The sequence below is a fragment of the Bifidobacterium sp. ESL0690 genome (genome assembly GCF_029392315.1).
Classification (GTDB): Bacteria; Actinomycetota; Actinomycetes; order Actinomycetales; family Bifidobacteriaceae; genus Bifidobacterium.
The window spans coordinates 1,714,895-1,733,502 of record NZ_CP113939.1; the positions used below are offsets into that span (position 1 = coordinate 1,714,895).

The following is an 18,608-nucleotide window of genomic DNA, read 5'->3' on the forward strand; positions in this document are numbered from 1 at the left end:
CAAAAATAGCATAAGTCGGGTTCTGCTGCTTGTCTCGCCCAATACAAAACACCTCCTGAACATAAAGATTCAGGAGGTGCGGTTGCTGAAATTTCAAAAACTTACTTGTTGGCCTTCGCAGCGTTCTGGCGACGCTGGCGTGCGTGCCACTTGTACCATTCGTCGCGGTCGAGGATGACCTTGCGCACACGGATGGCCTCGGGGGTGACCTCGACGCACTCATCCTCGTTGGCGAAATCAAGCGCCTCTTCGAGGCTCATCTTGATTGGCGGGGTGAGCGTCTCGAGCACATCGGCGGTGGAGGAACGCATATTGGTCATGTGCTTGGCCAGCGTGATGTTGACGTCGAGCTCGTCGGGCTTGTTGTTGATGCCGACGACCTGGCCTTCATAGACGTTGGACTGCGGCTCGACGAAGAAGTTGCCGCGGGCCTGCAGACGCTGCATGGCGTAAGGCGTGGCGGTGCCGGCGCGGTCGGAGATCATCGAACCGTTCTGACGGGTCGTGATCTCGCCGGCCCACGGGGCATATCCGGCGGAGATGGAGCTTGAAATGCCGGTGCCGCGGGTGGCAGTCAGCAACGCGGTGCGGAAGCCGATGAGACCACGGGACGGAACCGTGAACTGCAGACGAACCCAGCCGGAACCGTGGTTGGACATGGAGTCCATGCGGCCCTTGCGATCGGCCATGAGCTGGGTGACGGCACCCATGTATTCCTCGGGCACGTCGATGGTGTCGTTTTCCATAGGCTCGTTGAGCTTGCCGTCAATGGTCTTGGTGACCACCTGCGGGCGGCCGACGGTCAGCTCGTAGCCTTCGCGGCGCATCTGTTCGGCCAAGATGGCGAGCGCGAGTTCGCCACGGCCCTGCACTTCCCATGCGTCGGGGCGGTCGGTCGGCAAGACCTTGATGGAGACGTTGCCGATGAGCTCGCGGTCGAGGCGATCCTTGATCATGCGGGCGGTGAGCTTGTGGTCCTTGCCTTCGCGACCGGCCAACGGGGAATCGTTGACGCCGAAGGTCATGGAGATCGCGGGATCGTCGACGTGGATCAACGGCAACGGCTTCGGGTCGTTGGGGTCGACGATGGTCTCACCGATCATGATGTCGTCAACGCCTGCGACGGCGACGATATCGCCGGGGCCAGCCTCTTCGACCGGGGTGCGGTCGAGGCCCTGCGTGCGCAGGATCTCGGTGAGCTTGAAGTTTTCGATCGAACCGTCGACGCGGGAAAGGCCGTACTGCTTGCCCTTCTGAAGGGTGCCGTTGTAAATGCGGACCAGGCCCAGACGGCCGAGGTAGTCGGAAGCGTCGATGTTGGTGACGTGCGCCTGCAGCGGCGCGCCTTCCGTGTATTCCGGCGCGGGAATGTTGGAGATGATGGTGTCGAAAAGCGGTTCGAGATTGTCGTTGTCGGGCAGGCCGCCGTCGGCAGGCTGGTTGGTGGAGGCATAACCCGCCTTCGCCGCGCAATAGATGACCGGAAGGTCGAGCAGGGAGTCGACGTCGAGGTCGACGCCTTCCTCGGTGACGTCCTGTGCCAGGCCGAGCAGCAGATCGGTGGTCTCGCTGACGACTTCCGAAATTCGCGCGTCGGGACGATCGACCTTGTTGATGCAAAGAATCACCGGAAGCTTGGCTTCAAGCGCCTTGCGCAGCACGAAACGGGTCTGCGGCAGCGGGCCTTCTGAAGCGTCGACCAAGAGCACAACGCCGTCGACCATGGAGATGCCGCGTTCGACCTCGCCGCCGAAATCGGCGTGGCCGGGGGTGTCGATGACGTTGATGGTGATGCCTTCCGGCTCGCCGTACTTGGCGGCCAACGGGCCAGTGTACTGCACAGCGGTGTTCTTGGCGAGGATGGTGATGCCCTTCTCACGCTCGAGATCGTTGGAATCCATCACACGGTCCGGCACTTCCTCGCGTTCGCTGAACACATGCGACTGCTGAAGCATCGCGTTGACCAGCGTGGTCTTGCCGTGATCGACGTGAGCCACGATCGCCACATTTCGAATATCACCACGTACCGCCATAAAAGCCTCTCCTAATTACCTTTTCTTGGGTGCTTATCAGATAGAACTACTCTAACCTTCTACTTACACACAAACCTTCACAATAGTATCCACGTATCCCGACACGGATACGCTATTTGCAAAGCGCCGGAAAGCCGGATTCGCGCCGAACTTGTCTAAAGTTTGCAAAACACTCTATTTGCAATACTTGAATCCGCAGCCGGCTCGGTCCGCGACCAGTTCAGTCCGTCGTCAGCGGAGAAAGTATGTCATCGGAATTGCCAGAACCACTACGGCTTTCGCTGCCATCGCCTACTTTCGGGTTGAGCTGCGTATCCCACGGTTTCCATACTTCATTGCCAACGGCGACCACCCCGGGTATGTAACGATAAACGGCAGCGGGCCTGTGCCGTCCTTCCGCCAGCTTCTCCCCCGTGTCCTCAAGCTGGCCGGAAGCGAGCATCTTGCGTCGGAAATTGCCCAAGTCGAAGCTGCGTCCGGCGATGGCCTCGTAGACATCGTGAAGACGGCGGAGCGTAAATCGCGGGCCAACCAGTTTCGAGGCCACATCGGGATACGACATTTTGGATCGCAGACGATCCAACGCGTACTTGATGATTTCGGCATGGTCGAAAGCCAGCTGCGGCAATGCTGATTCGGCGAACCATTGCACGTTGTCGCCGTCGCGCAGATCGTCGACCTGCGCGCTGCCGATCAACGCCCAGTAGACGATGGAGACCATGGGCAGGGCTGAGCCGGAACGATGCGGGTCGCCAAACGTGTAGAGCTGTTCCAAATAGCGGGGGCGCAGGTTTGTGGTCGATTCCAGCGCGACGTAAGCGGACCATTCCAGCGAGCGTCCGGCGAGCAGATCACCGCCCGGCAGTGCCCACCTACCTTTGAACGGCTCACGTACCCGCCGCACAAGCGGTATCCACAGCTCGTCGCGGTTGGGTTTGCCATTGCTTTCGGCGTGCGTATGCGCGAGCGCGAAAATGATGACGGAGACCCCGACTTCGGGCGGGCCTGCCTTGCGTTCCGTCACATTGCCCTGCCACATGCCGCCGCTCTCCTTCATTATCCCTAGGTGCCATTACCCAAACCAAGACTACCAAGTCCAGATTACCCAGTACGACATATCACGGCTTCACCGGCGAGGGTTGGATTTTCTAGAGTGCAGCGGACGGCTCGGTTTCGGCCTGTTGCGCCTCTTCAGCTTGGTTGACCACATCGCTGGCCGCCGGCATGAACGGCGCGAGTTCGGGAAGTTGGTCAAGCGAATCGAGCCCCATTTTCTCAAGGAAAAGCCCGGTGGTCACCAAAAGCGCCGCTCTCGAATCGGGGTCGGCACCCTCTTCGCGAATCAGCCCGCGGACGCTCAGCGCACGCACCACCCCGTCGGAATTGACTCCGCGGATAGCCGCGATCTGTGCGCGCGTGACCGGCTGCTTGTAGGCCACGATGGCCAGCGCCTCAAGTGCCGCCTGCGAAAGCCTAGCCATCTGTCCATCGGTGACGAAAGCGGAAACGACCGGTTCGAAGACCGCACGGTTGCCGTATTGCCAGCCACGTGCGGTGTGTCGTAGCTCAAAGCCGCGAGGCGCGAGATTCCGGGTTTCATCGCCGTCGTATTCATGCTGCATCGATTCCAGCGCCGCCGTCACTTCGTCCTCGTCAAGGGCGAGTACACGGCCCAGGTCAGCGGCCTGCTGCGGCTGGTCGGCGACCATCAGAATCGCCTCAAGGCAGGATTCCACCCCTCCCGGAAAATCCTCGACGGTAAAGTCCACATATTCGGGGCGCGTGGGTGCCGCATCCGGCCCTTGAGCGGAAGCCGGAGCAGGGTTGGGATCCGCGGGGGCATCAGAGGCAGATTGCCCTTCCCCATTCATTTTCTGGGTTTCGCTAGGAGCGTCATACAATACAGAATTATCGGTTTCAGAGATGTTTGTTTCTTCCATATCAATCCCGACACTGCTCGCGTCGCGCACGTTCCCGTTTGTCGATTCCATGCCGTTTTCGGCCATATCATTGGTCTCGCTCATGCGAAATCACCTTCATTCACTTCAACGGCTTCCCCGTCATCGGCACCCGGTACCCATCGTAAGTGCAAATCCTCGAAAGGACCGGCCTGCTTATACTGTAATACACCTTGCTTGAAGAAGAGCAGAATTGCCAAAAATCTCGCGACGACCACCAACGTGCTTTTGGCGTCGGCGGTGAGTTCGGCGAAGGTCATCGAATCGCCGTCGCCCAACCCTCGCAACCGGTCACGCACAACCTGTGACTGCTTCTTTAAATCGACCTGCGAGACGTGCAGCTGATCGAGGCGAACCTGGTCGGCCGGAGCATTGAGAAATACTTCGACGGTAATCTTCGCCAGATCCTCCGACGAAAGCGTCCACGCCAGTTCCGGAAGCATGGCGGCGATGGCCGGGTCAGTGAAGGCGGGATGCGGGAAACGCCCGGAATTGGCGGCGAACAGCTCACGGAAATCGTTGGCCGCGCTTTTGAACGCACGATATTGCACGAGCCGGGCGAAGAGCAAATCACGCTCGCGCAAGGCCTCCATGCTCTGTTCATCACGTTCCCCGTTCTCGTCGCCAGGCAAGATCGCGGCGCTTTTGGCCTCCACCAAGACGGAGGCGACGTCGAGGAAGGCGCTGACCTGCTCCATATCGCGGGCCATGTCGAGACCGCGCACGTATTCGATGAATTCCTCGGTGATAGCCGAAAGCGAGACCTCCGTAAGCTCGAGCTTGCGGTTGGCGATCATCGCCAGCAGTGCGTCAAATGGGCCGGAATAGACAGATAGATTGACCGAAAAGCCTTTGTTTTCAGCCTTTTGCAAGTCTTCGGCATTGCTGTCGCTCACCGGGGTCGACTGGACTGATGGAACCGACGTCGAAGCCGTGTCATCAACGGAAGCGCTCAGCTCGTTTTCGCTCATGACACCTCACTTACATAATACATTCGGGAACAGAATGAACTTGCAGTGTCGCTCAACAATATTCCGGAAAATTTTCTCAGTCGACGATGCCACGGGCAATAAGCTCGCGTGCAGTTTCGCGGTATTCCTTGGCCGTCTTGTGATTCGGCGCATAAATCGTGATCGGCGCAGCCGCAACGCTAGAATCCGGCAACTTGATGGAACGGGAAATCACCGAATGGAAGACCTTGTCTTGGAAGGCCTCGTAAATGCGCTGCAGCACTTCCTCGCAGTGCAAGGTCGAGGTATACATCGTCACCAGAACGCCGTAGACCTCGAGCTGCGGGTTAATGCGTGAGCGTACTTTTTCGATGGACTGCATCAGCAGCGCGACGCCGCGCAGGGCGAAGAATTCTGCGGCCACGGGGATGATCACGCCGTCGGAAGCAGCCAGGGCGTTGACGGTCAAGAGTCCCAGCGAAGGCTGGCAATCAACGATAATGACATCGTATTCGTCACGTACCCCTTGCAAAACGCTGGCAAGAATGCGCTCGCGGCCAACCTCAGTGACAAGCTGGACTTCGGCGGCAGATAAATCGATATTCGCCGGAATAATATCAAGGTTTTCGAAATCGGTGTGCTGCACCACGTCGTGAACGTCGAGTGACGTGTCGAACAAGGCGTCGTAAATAGTGGCGTCCACGGTATTCGCGTTGATGCCCAAACCAACGCTGGCGGCACCCTGCGGATCGAAGTCGACGATGAGCACGCGCCGGCCGTACTGGCTCAGCGCCCCGGCGATGTTGATGGAACTGGTGGTCTTGCCGACCCCGCCCTTCTGGTTGCACATCGCAATGATGCGCGCCGGGCCGTGATGGTCAAGCGGCAATGGTGCGGGAAAAGTCTCATAATTTCGTCCAAGAAGATCGGTAGGCATGTCCTTTATGCTATCAACAGGCCTGTTCACGCTTTGGGCAGGGGATTTTGAACCGTTCGAAGGTTTCTTGGCAACGTCGTCGGAAACGGGCGGCACATGCACGGTACCCGGCAACGGCAACTTGCCTTGTGTCGCGCGTTTCGGCTTCTCCTCACCAAGCCATCGCTCCTCGCTGAATCCCCCGTCGCGATATTCGTTTTTGGACTTATACGCGCTCTTGCTCATGCTTTTCGCCCGGCTACGGCCTGCTCCTTTAGCACTCTTCCCGTTTTTGACGCGGTTGCGACCTGCCTTTTTACTGCTGTTCCCTCTTCTGGGCGAGTTGCGTTCTGCGTCTTTACCGCCGTTTCCGCCTTTGGCAGGATTACGTTTTACATCTTTATTCTCGTTGCCGCCTTTGGGATCGTTTTTGCCGATACCTTTATTATTGGCCCTGCGAGACTTTGCGCTGTTCTGTGCCATCGAATTCTCCCGCCTCATCGCCTAACGTCATACCACCAATCATCATAATCCGTTCGCATGCCAATATCATCGCGCACGGGGATGAGCCGTCAGGTAGGTTTCAATGAGGGTTTCGGGGCTGACGTGGGTGTAAATCTGCGTGGTGGTCACGGAAGCGTGGCCCAGGAGCTCCTGCACGGTGCGCACGTCGGCACCGCCCTGAATCAGGTGGGTGGCGAAGGAATGGCGGAGCGTGTGCGGGTGCAGCGGTTTGTCGATATGGGCGCGCTCCCCCGCCACTTTGACGACTTCCCAGACGGACTGCCGAGAAATCCGCCGTCCACGTTTGTTCAGGAATATCGCACGACGTTCCTTGCCGCCTTTGGCCTTGGCTTCAAGTTGCGGACGCCCCAACGAAACATAGCGTTGCAGGGCGTTGATTGCGTATTCCCCAAGCGGAACGAGCCGTTGCTTCGAGCCCTTGCCGGTAAGCACCACCACTCGCTCGTCGGTGTCGACATCGTTGAGATCAGCATCGACCGCTTCGGAAACTCGGCAACCGGTGGCATACATGAACTCCAGCAATGCTTTGTCGCGCAAGACCACCGGGTCGTCGGAACCACCCATCGAAGCCGCGTCGAGCAGCCGCGCTACCTCATCAATGCTCAGCACGTCCGGCAGGTGCCCGTTCGCCTTCGGCGCCTTGACCCGCGCAGAAACGTCGTCAGCTACCACGCCCTGCATCAGCGCGAACTTGTGGAACTCGTGGACGCTGGCGAGCCGACGCGCCTTGCTGCGCCCGCTCTCCCCCGCCTTGTCGAGCGCGGCGACGTACGCCTCGACATCATGGCTGGTGACATCCGCCAAATCCTTGATATTGTTGGAATCAAGCCATCCAAGATACTTGCGGATATCAGCCGCGTACGCCTTTACCGTGGATTTCGCCAACCCGCGTTCCACGTCGATATGCGCCAAAAACTGGCCAAGCAGTGCGTCCGATCCGTTCATGGTTCCATTTTCACTTCATTAGACGACTTTGACATAGCGCTATCAACGTGTCATATATAACTGAGATATCCCGTCCCGTAATATAGCCATACTCTTCAGCCACAATTCCCCATTGTGCTAACAGACAGGAAAACCCGCACAGCCCACACACCGTTTGCGACGGCATATGGGCTGCACAGGTTTTTCTCGGATGAGAAAGCTAGAACATCAGACTTCCTGGCTCAGGGACTTCTCGCCGCGGCGGGTGATGAAGAAGAGCGCTCCAGCACCACCGAGCAAGACGATGACAACGAGGCCGACCACTATCGCACCAGCACCGCCGGTCATAGGCAGCTGCGAGAAGGAGTTGATCTCCTGCACGAGGATGTAATGATTAGGCTCGGTTGTCGGGTTCCAGTTATCCTCAGCAACCAGGTCCCATCCATCATGGGAGTTGGAGTACGCAGGCGTCTCAGCGGTTGGAGAAGGAACGGAAGTGGTACCCGTATCGGTCGAAACCGTGACGGTGAAGGTCGATTTGCCCAGAGACGAATACGGTACCGGCACCGTGTTCTGCACAACAGTGTAGGATCCTTCTGCGAGACCGGTGAACCGCATCCTGCCGATAGCCAGGTCATAGGTTCCACTGCCACCGCCGGCAGCAGGAGTCAACGTATCGAATACGGTGATGTCATCGACAGTAGCCGTTTGGTCCGCCGCCTTCTGATACGTTCCATCACCCAGCTTCATGAACTTGATCACCGTGGCGCCCTGCTTGATCTGGAATTCACCACCGGTCAAATACGTCGCATGGTTGTTCTTATCGACATCTGCAAGACTGAAGCCGTACATATACGTCTTGACAGTGCCGACCGGGTCACCGCTGTTATCGATGGTGGTGGTCGTACCGTCTCCAGGAGTTCCGCCGTTGCCGCTTGGCGGATTGCCCGGATCGTTGGAATGGGTCAACGACACGCCGTTCTGCAACTGGGTGCCTTCACGTGCGCTGTCATCGATCTTCATCGTATAGGTGATCTTGATATAGTCATTGTAATACGAAGGGGTACCTTGCGTGAAATTGATGATGCTCCCGGAGAAGTTGAACTGTACAGGGGCACCGGAAGAGGCGCCACCGGACACTGCGTAATCGGTAGAACCCAATGTATGATCAATCCCGGTATCCGTAAAATTGGCGTCAGAGGAAAACTTGATACTGGTTACTCCCTGATAGGTCAAACCTGCCGAAGGATCATCCTGGACCACGTAGGTATAGTGGCTGAACCCTGTGGTCAACGGGACCTTGGCAACGATCATATAGGTCAACGTGTCACCGACGGCAGCATTACCAGTGGTCGGGTCAATCATTTTCTTCTTTACGATCAGCGGGTCGTTCTTCACACTGACCTCACCGAGCTTGACCAACGGACTCGTGGAGAAGGCATCGTAGACATTCGGAGTGCTTGCGGTGTCAACCACTGCAGTGCTTGCCAGCATCGGAATCGATGCCGGAATCTTGGTGGAACTCACCGTGCCGTGATTGGCGGTGGTGTCGACAATGATGTAGATGCCCTGTTTGACGTTGAAGTCAACTGTGGTGTCAGCATCATCAAGCACTGTAGTCGAAGCCTGCACCTCGTGACCATGGGTGGCATCGGCAAGACGATTCTTGAAATTCGTGTTCTTCGTCAACGTGGTGACAAACTTACGAAGGCTGCCACTCCAAGCCGCCAAGCTTGAATTCGAGGTGGTATCTGCCGTCTCTCCGGAAGGAGGTGTGATAGACGAGGGGAAGCCAAGCCACGTAACCGCAACCGCGCCAACAGGGTTGTTAGAATAACCGGAAGGCAAAGAGCCGCTGGTGCTGGTGGTTGTATAGGCATCCTTCATGGCCTGCATGATTTGCTCGTTGGCCGGCACGCTGCCGGCATCGACCTGGCTGGAATCCACACCAACCGAGGACAATTTCCCGCCACCGACGGTCGGGGTCTGTGCATTGCTATAGGCACCAATACGCATTGCGGTGAAGTAATGCCCACGTAGCCTGGCACCCTTGCCCTTGATCTTCAACGTCGTAGTCGCGTTCTGATCGATGGGAATGTTGTCATCCGCCGACGCTGTGCCCGCAGGCACCATCGCCAGCGCCAAAAGAGCCGCAGCGGCGACAACGCTGCCAACTCCGCGTCTCAATCCTTTGTTGATATTCATGATGGTTCACTTTCTCTGTGAAATTTCGTTTTTTCAAATATTGATATTGATGATGTCCGGCAATCAACTGTTTATTCAGCCGCTATACCTCCTCGGCCTGCAGTCGGCCGGACGTCCCCGGGCGGCGGGGAGCGACATCAGCACCCACACAGCTGTCGCCCGGGAACACACCAATTTAGGGATCATCGGCCACCGCCTTTCCAAACTTCATCTTTTTACCGATCACCGCATAGACACCGGCTCCGATCGCCAGCAACGCCGCGATAATTCCCGCGATGATCAACACAAGCTTGCTGTGATCGCCGGTCAACGGCAACGAGTAGACCGGTGCCGACAGTTCAAGATCATGGACAATCCAATCGGACTCGTTGGTCTGCGGATCGATTCCATACACCCTGACCTGGCCGGATGTCATGCCCGACGGTACAGAGAACGACCAGGTGCCACCCGCCTGAACGGTCGCCGTATCCTCGGAATTGTCGGGCCAATGGATATGAATCGTCGCTCCGGTGGCTGGAACAGTGTGAGCCGCGTCGAGATATGCAGTGCCGCTGATCGTGTTCAAGGGTTGCAAAGCATCAAAGGCGACAAAAGGCGCTGTCATATCGACGATCTGTTCCTTGTCTGCGGAGAAGCCGGAATCCACGCCTCCCGTAGTGTTGACCAGTTTTGCGACGAACACATAATCCTCGCCCTGAGCCAACTCGCTGGTAAAGAACGACGGAGCCACCTCACACGACCAATTCTGCGATCCGGCATTGGTAAGGATCTGCGTGCAGCCGCTGATGATATCGCCTTCACTCATCGGCGGGTCGGACGCATGCCGAACGTAGACCTTCAGCGTCTCACCCGGTGAGTTCGGACTCGCCGTGCCATGAATGACAACCCTATCGGTACCCACAAGCACACCGCCATTGGGATTCGTCGTGTGCGGAACATCGACCGTCGTCACCGGCGGCGCGGTACTCGGCACCGCGAATTGAACCGTGCGGATGTTGGAGAACTCCGAAGTGATATCATCCGAATCCCTCGTCGCGGTCTGCGTGGCATGGTAGCGCTGGGATCCTGTGACCTTGGCGTTGCCCGTATCGACGATCGACCAGTTGCCGCTTCCGTCCACGGTCGTCGTTCCTACCAGACGACCGGCCCTATCGGGATCGTTGGGATTGTTCGGATCGATAAGATTGCCGTCCTCTTCGGCGTAGAGGTTGATAGTGGCTCCCGGTTCGCCGGTGCCATTGATCGTCGGATGCAAGCCGACATACGCATTTTCAACCGGCGTGGTGATGACCGGCGGGCGGACCGGCAGACCGTACTTGTTGAAGACCGTATCGATCACCCAAGCCTTGTTGACCAGAGTGGCGATTTCGGTCTGGGTCATGGAAGTCGAAATTCCGGGATCCTCATTGTTGTTCAACTGGGTAAGCAACGGGTTGAAAATATCGCGTGGGCTGAATTTCTGAGTCCAAGGGGAAGAAGAGATAGTGGATGTCGTACATCTGGTGTCGCCAGGATTGGTAACAGGCCACGTAACCAGCTTGAAATAGCCGTCAAGGCCCTGATCGGCCCTGGCCCTCGCAAAATCGATGGATCCGTCCGCGTTCTGCGCGATGCTCAATCCGCCCCCGGAACCTTGCATCGAACGTAGATGCAAGGAGGAGCTATTGTTGTTAAACGCGAATCCGGCATTATCATTTGCGGCCTCTTGAATCCGTTCGCTGTTGATCGCCGACTGCGAGACCAACTGGGCATGCGGCGTCAAATCGGTTACCGGCACCCATTGGCCGTCTTTCAAGCCAATCCACTGGAAATAATAGGAAGACGTGTTGGAACATGGCGATAAGTTCGATGCACGATTGAACCATTTGACGAAGAACGATGTGGGCGGCGCGACCCCGGGATTGTAATCAGTACTGTTGGCGGTCAAGCCGAAATCGGTGACCAACCCCCAATTGGCCTGTCCGTTGCTCCACAAAGCCGGTTTATTGTTCCAACCGACCATGGCACGAGGTCCGTTGCATCCCTGTCCATCCGAATTATCGCCGCATAACGTATCCTGATAGATATAGGCCGGATAATCTGCGAGAACATTGGTCATATAGTCGGTGTCGACACCCAGCTGCTCTGTGGTCAACACGGGATAGATCCCGCCATAATTGGGTGGGATGGAATTCAAAGCCACCGTCGGCACCTCAACCCATAGATACTGGTTGAGCTTCGAACCTCCTACGTCATACGCACTGGTCGTTAGCCCCGTCACATCAAGCGCGCAGGTCACCGAGATGGTGAGATAATCATAATTCCCTGCCGTCAGCACGCTGTGGATGGTGAAGCAATCGTCCTGATTGGCCGCCCAGTTCATGGCGCCGGTCTTACCCGACATCGTGTTCTTGTAATCAAGTGTGTTGATGGCACCACTGAGCAGCAGGTTCATGTTGTAGGCATATCGGATAATCATGCCGCAACTTTGACCGATGTGATACGTTCCGTCGGAGCATTGCCAAGCCATATTCGACCAATTCGTCGCATTGACATTGACTTGGCCATGACGCACACGAACAACAAAATCGGCACGCATCTGTTCACGCGTAGGCGTGAGGGGCAGAACATAATAGTTGTTGAGCACAATATGTTGGTTGTCGGCCAGCATCTTGGTCAGCTTCGGCTTGCTGGTCTGCGGAACATCCTGCGTCGACACCTCGGCTGCGTTCGCGACGTTCTTTGAGGAAGCGGAGCCGAGTGTCCCGATTGCACCCTGCGTCACGACGAGGAAAACCGCAAGCAACAGCGCACACAGGGAGGTCGCCAGCCTGTTGATTCTTTCACCATTGCGTAACATAGTCGCCACCTTCGGCACTACACAAACATCTATTGTTTAACAAATTTAATTAATAAATATTGTATAACAAATGGTACACCGGAGAATCAAAACGGTCGTCAAATTCATTTTTTGCCCGAATTTATGCGTTTTCTTAGGCAACTTCAACTAGACATATAAGGTTTGATAAAATATCTCAAATCATGTAATTGCATCACGTCAAACTATTACATCAAATGAATTAAAAAATCATCTGCCATGACGCACCGGCCATTTACGCCGGTGGCGAATTACATTGATGATCACACCCAAAACAAGAATCGCCAGAGCCGCGCAACCTCCTGCAAGCACCCCGTCGCCAGATGCGTCATCAGGGTATGGGATGTCCTGGGGAATCGGACGCCGCTCGGCAGTGATCACCAATCTGTGCGAATTGACGCCATAAGGCGTACAGGTCATCAACGTGAGGAGGTCCTTGCCGGGCACGACTTTGTAATAGCGCGTGTCATCGGGCAACACGACGTGTATGGATGTGATCTGATAGCCGAAGGTATGGTTGAGCGTATTGATATAGATGACATCGCCTTTTTTCAGCTCGTCAAGTCGGGTGAACAACAGCTCATAGGGTCGCCCTGTGTGGCCGGTGATTACGGCGTTCGTCGACTTCCCGCCGACCGGCAGGCTGGTGCCGTAAAGATGGCCGGCACCTTTGTCGAGCACCGCATCCGAAGTGCCGTGGTAAATCGGCAGTTTCACGGAGATTTTGGGGATTCGTACCATGCCCATCACCCCACTGCCGCTGTTGAGCAGTCCCTGATAGACCGTGTCGCGTTCGGAACGAGTGACTGCTTTGTTCTTGTCTTTCTTACCCGCCGAATCGGAAGCAAAGGGGTCGGTATACTCGCCGAATGACTGGTTGCCGGCTGCGATGCCGGCATTGTATTGTCTGGCCTTGTTAAGTTCCTGGGCAACGCGGCCCTGCGGCCATTTTTTGACCCGGTTCATGGCGGCCACGGCCTGCCGCTCCTGCTCGCGGGAGTTGACGTACTGGTTCGCTGGCAGCCACAATGCCAGCGCCACCGCCGCGACCACACATAATGCCATCACCGTTTTGAGGGCGTTGATGACCTTGCGTTTGCGGCGAATAACCTGATAGTGGACTTTGCCACGCCTGAGCACGTCTTCGAAGACAATGTCGCGATTAGCAATGGCGTCATTCGAGATGTCGGTATTTGCAATGCCGCCGTCTGGATTGGACACGTAGCCGGCAACTTTGCCACTACCGTCAGTTGGATTCAATTCGCCCATGATCTCCACGCCCTCCCCTGAGGGGTCATACGACGCCCAGTACTTGCCCTGATCAAACAAATGCGGCAGCCAAAGCCACAGGCAATCGACATCGATCTGATTTCATCATGTCATATATCATTGCATGACATTATCACTGCTTCGGGATGAATACACAAACAAACAAGCCCCACATCTTGAAATGCAGGGCTTGCTATAAATCGCTTGAGACGCTTAAATCGCTCAGGCAGCCACCGGGGCGTTCACGTCCTTGGGCAGCGCGGCCTTCGCCTTGTCGACGATGGTCTTGAAGGTGTCCGGGTCAGAAACGGCCAGCTCGGCAAGCGCGCGACGGTCGAGCTCGATGCCGGAAAGGCGCAGGCCCTGCATGAAGCGGTTGTAGGTGATGCCCTGGGCGCGGACGGCGGCGTTGATGCGCTGGATCCACAGCTTGCGGAAGTCACCCTTGCGGGCCTTGCGGTCGCGGAAGTTGTAGTTAAATGAATGGAGCAGCTGTTCCTTCGCACGACGGTACGAACGGGAACGCTGGCCACGGTAGCCCGAAGCCCTCTTTAAAACGACGCGACGCTTCTTATGAGCGTTCACTGCGCGCTTGACACGTGCCATATTGTTTCCTCTAGCTTTCTATAAACCTTTTATACCCTTGTAAACCAAGCCGATTTCAGCGGCCAAGCAACTTTCGCATGTTCTTGCTCTGCGACGTGGCCAGCACCTGGTCGCGGGAGAGGTTGCGGCGCTTGCGCGCGGACTTGTGCTCAAGGTTGTGGCGCATCGAGGTGCCAGCCTGCATGAGCTTGCCCGTACCGGTGACGCGGACGCGCTTTTTCGCGGCGGAATTGGTTTTCATCTTCGGCATTGCTGCCCTCCTATTTATCTTCGGATATCGAATCATTCTTCGATGCCCTGTACCTGCCGACTTTTGAATCGGCCGGCACAAAAATTTATTTACTTCTTGCTTGCCCTTGGTGCCGGCTTGGCCGGTTTCGCAGGCTTGGCAGACTTAGGTGAAGCCGCTGGCTTCGGCTTGGCGGAAGACTTTGCAGCACTTGTAGCCGACTTTGCGGATTTTGCAGGCTTCTCCGACTTGGCAGGCGCTTCGGCCTTGCTGCCCTTGGACGCTGCCTTGACAGGGGCCTTCGGTTCCGCTGCCTTCGCAGACTTTGCAGGAGCGGAAGCTTCTGCTGCCTTAATCTCATTGACCGCAGCTTTCGCCGCTCCGGCTTCCTGTGCCTTTTCCTTCTCCTTGGCCGCAAGCCTTGCCTTCTGGCGGGCCTGACGGTCGGCACGGGTATCGGCGCCGCGACGACGCTGCTCGGACTTGGCGTGCACCTTCTTGCCCTTGGGAGCCAACGTCATGAAGATGTTGCGCCCCTCGTGCTTCGGATAGAACTCGATGGTACCGTACTCGGAGACCTCATCGGCCAGACGCTGCAGGAGCTCCACGCCACCGATAGGGCGTGACTGTTCGCGGCCGCGCAGCATGATGGTGACCTTGACCTTGTCGCCGCCTTGCAGGAAGCGAATGACATGGCTCTTCTTGACCTCGAAGTCATGCTCGTCGATCTTGAGCCTGAAACGGATTTCCTTGATCTCGGCCGCACTCTGGTTGCGACGCGCCTCGCGCTGCTTGATCTTCTCGTTGTACTTGTACTTGCCATAGTCGATGAGCTTGGCCACCGGAGGATCCGCATTCGGCGCCACCTCAACCAAATCGAGATTTGCTTCCTTGGCCAGATTCAATGCGACTGAGGTCGCGATGACCCCGACCTGCTCGCTGTTCGGGCCGATCAGGCGTACCTTGGAAACGCGTATCTCGTCGTTAATGCGTGGTTCTGCGCTGATGATGAACTCCAATCCTTGCTGCTCTTGGACGCGCCGCCGGCGGAAAGTTCATAACACCGAATGTTTTCGGCATCACTCGCAACAGGGATTCAAAACACAGGCATCGAATTAATTGATGCAACGAAAAGCCACGGCAAATGCCGAGCTTTCGATTCCCACTAAACATAGGAATGTCTTGAACCCGAAGCTACGAAAAGCTTCCAGGTGGAGCGCACCCACTTTCTTGATTTCTCAAGCCTGTTTTAGTATACCCTGCCTGCAGACAATCCGCGACATTCCCGAACCGGCTCATCGATGTCAAAGACTTATCATAGATGTGATTTCAATCACATTTTAAAAGGAGAAGGTATGAGAGCTGTACGTTATTACGGCAAAGAACATATCCAGATTGACGATATTCCGGAACCGGAGCTGAAACCGGGAACCATCAAAATCAAACCGGCCTACACCGGCATCTGTGGATCAGACCTGCATCTTTACTTTGACGGCCCCGAAAGCGGCGGCATCACACCCGGCGTCGCCCATCCACTTTCCGGCGAAAAACTCCCCACAGGTTTCGGCCATGAATTTTCCGGCGTCGTCGAAGAAATCGCGGATGACGTCGACACCACCATCAAGATCGGCGACCATGTTGTCGTCGAACCGCTCATGGTTTGCGGCAAATGCTATGCCTGCAAGTCCGGCAATTACAACGCCTGCGAAAAGATGGGATTCATCGGAGTCAACGGTGGCGGCGGCGGCCTGAGCGAGCATATCGTGGTCGAGTCCCGCTGGGTACACCCCATCGGAGATCTGCCGCTTGACCAAGCTGCGCTCATCGAACCCATGTCAGTGGCCTATCATGCGGTGCGCCGCACCAATCCCCAGCCTGGCCAGACCGCCGTGGTCGGCGGTGCCGGCCCCATCGGCCTGCTGATTGGCACTGTGCTGAAAGCCAAGGGCGTCCGCGTCATCATCTCCGAGCTCTCCGGTGCCCGTAAGGAAAAGGCCTTGAGCTCCAAGTCTGCGGACATCGTCATCGACCCCAGCAAGGAAGATCTTGGCAAACGGGTGCACGAGGAGACCAACGGCGCCGGCGCGGATATCGCGTTCGATGCGGCCGGCTCCGAAATTGTGGTTCACCAGTTGCTTTCCGCCCTACGTCCTGAAGGAAGGCTGGAAATCGTGGCGTTGCATGCCAAGCCCGTCACGTTCAACGTGCTTCCTGAACTTATCATGCCTGAAAAGCTCGTCGGGGCTTCCATCGGCTATGCTCACGATCACGAACCCGTCATCAAACTGGTGCACGACAAGCACATCGATCTCTCGCAGTTCATCACTGACCGGATCGAAGTCGACGACATCGTGGAGAAAGGTTTCAAAGCCCTGCGTAACGATGCCGAGCACCATGTCAAGATTATCGTGCAAATGTGATTGCCTGTAGCAGGCAATAATAAAAAATGGCGGGTACTCAATCGGAGTTGCCCGCCATTTTTCATCTCACACCGACGTATCGAAATTGGCGTATTCAAGGTCTTTCATTGCGCCATTGTCCTCCACCTGTACCTCACCGGTGGGATGAAAACCCATATGACGGTAGAAACCCTGCGCCTTTTCGTTGCTTTCCAGCACCCACAACACGACACGCTTGGTGGGCAGAGCATCGAACACCGCCTGAGCCAACCTGCGCCCGATGCCCAAACCCTGGCAACGCTTGAGCACATAGATTGCAGCCAATTCGCCAGTATCGGGATAGTTGCTCGGTTCGCGTGCGGGGTTGACAAGCTCGGCGTAACCCACCACTTCGCCGTCCGCCAGCGCCACGAACACGTTTGCCGGATCATGGCGTTTGGTGACCTCAAGCGCGAACTCCGGGGTGATCTTGTCTACCAGCCATTGCGGAAGCTTGCCCTGATAGGTCTCGCGCCAAGTACGCGAGTGCACCTCGGCTTTGGTCTGAAAATCGGCCGGCGTGATGTGACGAACGACCAAGTGACGGTCTGGCATGGATGAATCCCTTCATATTCCCGGCTCACATTTTTTCGAGGATCTTAAAAAATGTGAGCCCGAAACGAACATCGCTCACGGCATAATACCATAATCCCAACGTTTCCGGGCTATTGAAAAAATGGTAAATGTTCATTTGACTCACATTTTTTGAAAGGCCCGAAAAAATGTGAGCCTTCAAAAGAGTAACCTCCATATTATGACCTCTCTAAAGCCTTGCATCATCTTTGCCGCGGGAACGTATTTCGGCAATGAGCCATGTGCCGACGAACTTCCTGGGGACGCCTTTGTCGTGGCGGCCGACGGAGGGCTCGACCATGCGCGTACCTTGGGGCTACGTCCGAATCTGGTCATCGGTGATTTCGACTCCACGCAAACACAGATTCCACAGGGCGTAGAGACCATACAGCTTCCGCCGGAACATGACGATCCGGACATGTTATCTGCACTGAAAGCAGCCTGGTCGAGAGGATATAGGGACTTCCGCATTTACGGTGGACTGGGCGGTCGAATCGACCACACCATCGCCAACATCCAGATGCTCGCATTACTCGCGCACAACGGCGGGCACGGGATGCTTTTCGGCGAACACACCGTGGTCACCGCCATCTGCAATGGCTCGTTATCGTTCGCTTCGGACGCCCTGAAAGACGATGCCGCAAACCGCATGGTCTCAGTCTTTTCTCACGCCGATACCTCATATGGGGTAAGTGAAACCGGACTCAAATACGAGCTGGACAACGGCACGATGCGCAGCGATACCGTTCTCGGCGTCAGCAATGAACTACTCGACGAACGCCCGGCATCCATCAGCGTCTCCGACGGCACTCTTATCGTCACCTTCCCCTTCGAAGCGACGCTGCCGACGTCCAAAACGAATATCAAAGCCTCAGAAACGCTGGGACCGCTGGCTTCGCACGTCTCGGCGCTGCTCAATAAGTCACGCTGACGAAACCGCGCACAGATACAAAGTTTCTATCGGGCAAAGCTTGAAATTTGCCCAACAATTTTTACTGGAAATCCAGCCGGTTGGAGTAAAGCCACCCATCCCTAACCTGACTGTGGGCCATCGAACACAATATTGGTCACGCTTCCCGCATTTCTTGCTTTCACGCCACCGCAAGAAACCCTAGAATCAAAGCA

General features: G+C 56.4%; 14 protein-coding genes and 1 pseudogene. 2 read left to right on the top strand and 13 right to left on the bottom strand.

The window, feature by feature from the left end; translation table 11 throughout:
- Positions 1-101 precede the first annotated feature (101 nt).
- The 12 genes and pseudogenes from typA to infC all read right to left on the bottom strand — a co-directional run.
- Complete coding sequence (gene typA / locus OZX62_RS06855) at positions 102-2,033, bottom strand: translational GTPase TypA (protein ID WP_277175478.1); 1,932 nt, start codon at positions 2,031-2,033, stop codon at positions 102-104.
- A gap of 220 nt (positions 2,034-2,253) precedes the next feature.
- Positions 2,254-3,072 carry an NUDIX domain-containing protein gene (locus OZX62_RS06860; protein WP_277177060.1) on the bottom strand — a complete coding sequence of 273 codons (819 nt, stop codon included), beginning with the start codon at positions 3,070-3,072 and terminating at the stop codon, positions 2,254-2,256.
- A 109-nt stretch (positions 3,073-3,181) separates the two neighbouring features.
- A complete protein-coding gene (gene scpB, locus OZX62_RS06865) occupies positions 3,182-3,904 on the bottom strand; it encodes an SMC-Scp complex subunit ScpB (RefSeq protein WP_277177061.1) in 723 nt (240 codons plus the stop codon).
- Between the two features lie 149 nt (positions 3,905-4,053).
- Positions 4,054-4,962 (bottom strand): segregation/condensation protein A, encoded by a 909-nt coding sequence (locus OZX62_RS06870; protein WP_277175479.1) that lies wholly within the window; start codon positions 4,960-4,962, stop codon positions 4,054-4,056.
- 76 nt (positions 4,963-5,038) lie between these two features.
- Entirely contained in the window at positions 5,039-5,878 is an 840-nt protein-coding gene (locus OZX62_RS06875) for an AAA family ATPase (RefSeq protein WP_277177062.1), read from the bottom strand.
- A gap of 528 nt (positions 5,879-6,406) precedes the next feature.
- Positions 6,407-7,327 (bottom strand): site-specific tyrosine recombinase XerD, encoded by a 921-nt coding sequence (gene xerD, locus OZX62_RS06880; RefSeq protein ID WP_277175480.1) that lies wholly within the window; start codon positions 7,325-7,327, stop codon positions 6,407-6,409.
- Between the two features lie 207 nt (positions 7,328-7,534).
- Positions 7,535-9,511 carry an isopeptide-forming domain-containing fimbrial protein gene (locus tag OZX62_RS06885; RefSeq protein WP_277175481.1) on the bottom strand — a complete coding sequence of 659 codons (1,977 nt, stop codon included), beginning with the start codon at positions 9,509-9,511 and terminating at the stop codon, positions 7,535-7,537.
- 175 nt (positions 9,512-9,686) lie between these two features.
- Positions 9,687-12,350, bottom strand: a complete 2,664-nt coding sequence (locus OZX62_RS06890; protein WP_277175482.1) for an LPXTG cell wall anchor domain-containing protein — start codon at positions 12,348-12,350, stop codon at positions 9,687-9,689.
- 228 nt (positions 12,351-12,578) lie between these two features.
- Entirely contained in the window at positions 12,579-13,637 is a 1,059-nt protein-coding gene (locus OZX62_RS06895; RefSeq protein ID WP_277175483.1) for a class C sortase, read from the bottom strand.
- A 222-nt stretch (positions 13,638-13,859) separates the two neighbouring features.
- On the bottom strand, positions 13,860-14,243 hold the full coding sequence (gene rplT, locus OZX62_RS06900; protein WP_277157851.1) for a 50S ribosomal protein L20: 384 nt from the start codon (positions 14,241-14,243) through the stop codon (positions 13,860-13,862).
- Positions 14,244-14,298: 55 nt separating this feature from the next.
- Positions 14,299-14,493, bottom strand: coding sequence for a 50S ribosomal protein L35 (gene rpmI, locus OZX62_RS06905; RefSeq protein ID WP_277151572.1), 195 nt, complete (start codon positions 14,491-14,493; stop codon positions 14,299-14,301).
- Between the two features lie 335 nt (positions 14,494-14,828).
- Positions 14,829-15,491 (bottom strand): annotated as a pseudogene (infC, locus tag OZX62_RS06910) (translation initiation factor IF-3); the annotation flags it as partial.
- Positions 15,492-15,827: 336 nt separating this feature from the next.
- Here infC and OZX62_RS06915 point away from each other — a divergent pair.
- On the top strand, positions 15,828-16,892 hold the full coding sequence (locus OZX62_RS06915) for a 2,3-butanediol dehydrogenase (RefSeq protein ID WP_277175484.1): 1,065 nt from the start codon (positions 15,828-15,830) through the stop codon (positions 16,890-16,892).
- Positions 16,893-16,958: 66 nt separating this feature from the next.
- On the opposite strand, the gene OZX62_RS06920 is transcribed toward OZX62_RS06915, so the two are convergent.
- On the bottom strand, positions 16,959-17,465 hold the full coding sequence (locus tag OZX62_RS06920) for a GNAT family N-acetyltransferase (protein WP_277175485.1): 507 nt from the start codon (positions 17,463-17,465) through the stop codon (positions 16,959-16,961).
- Between the two features lie 199 nt (positions 17,466-17,664).
- Between OZX62_RS06920 and OZX62_RS06925 the strand changes: the two genes are divergently transcribed.
- Complete coding sequence (locus OZX62_RS06925; protein WP_277175486.1) at positions 17,665-18,414, top strand: thiamine diphosphokinase; 750 nt, start codon at positions 17,665-17,667, stop codon at positions 18,412-18,414.
- Positions 18,415-18,608: the final 194 nt, after the last annotated feature.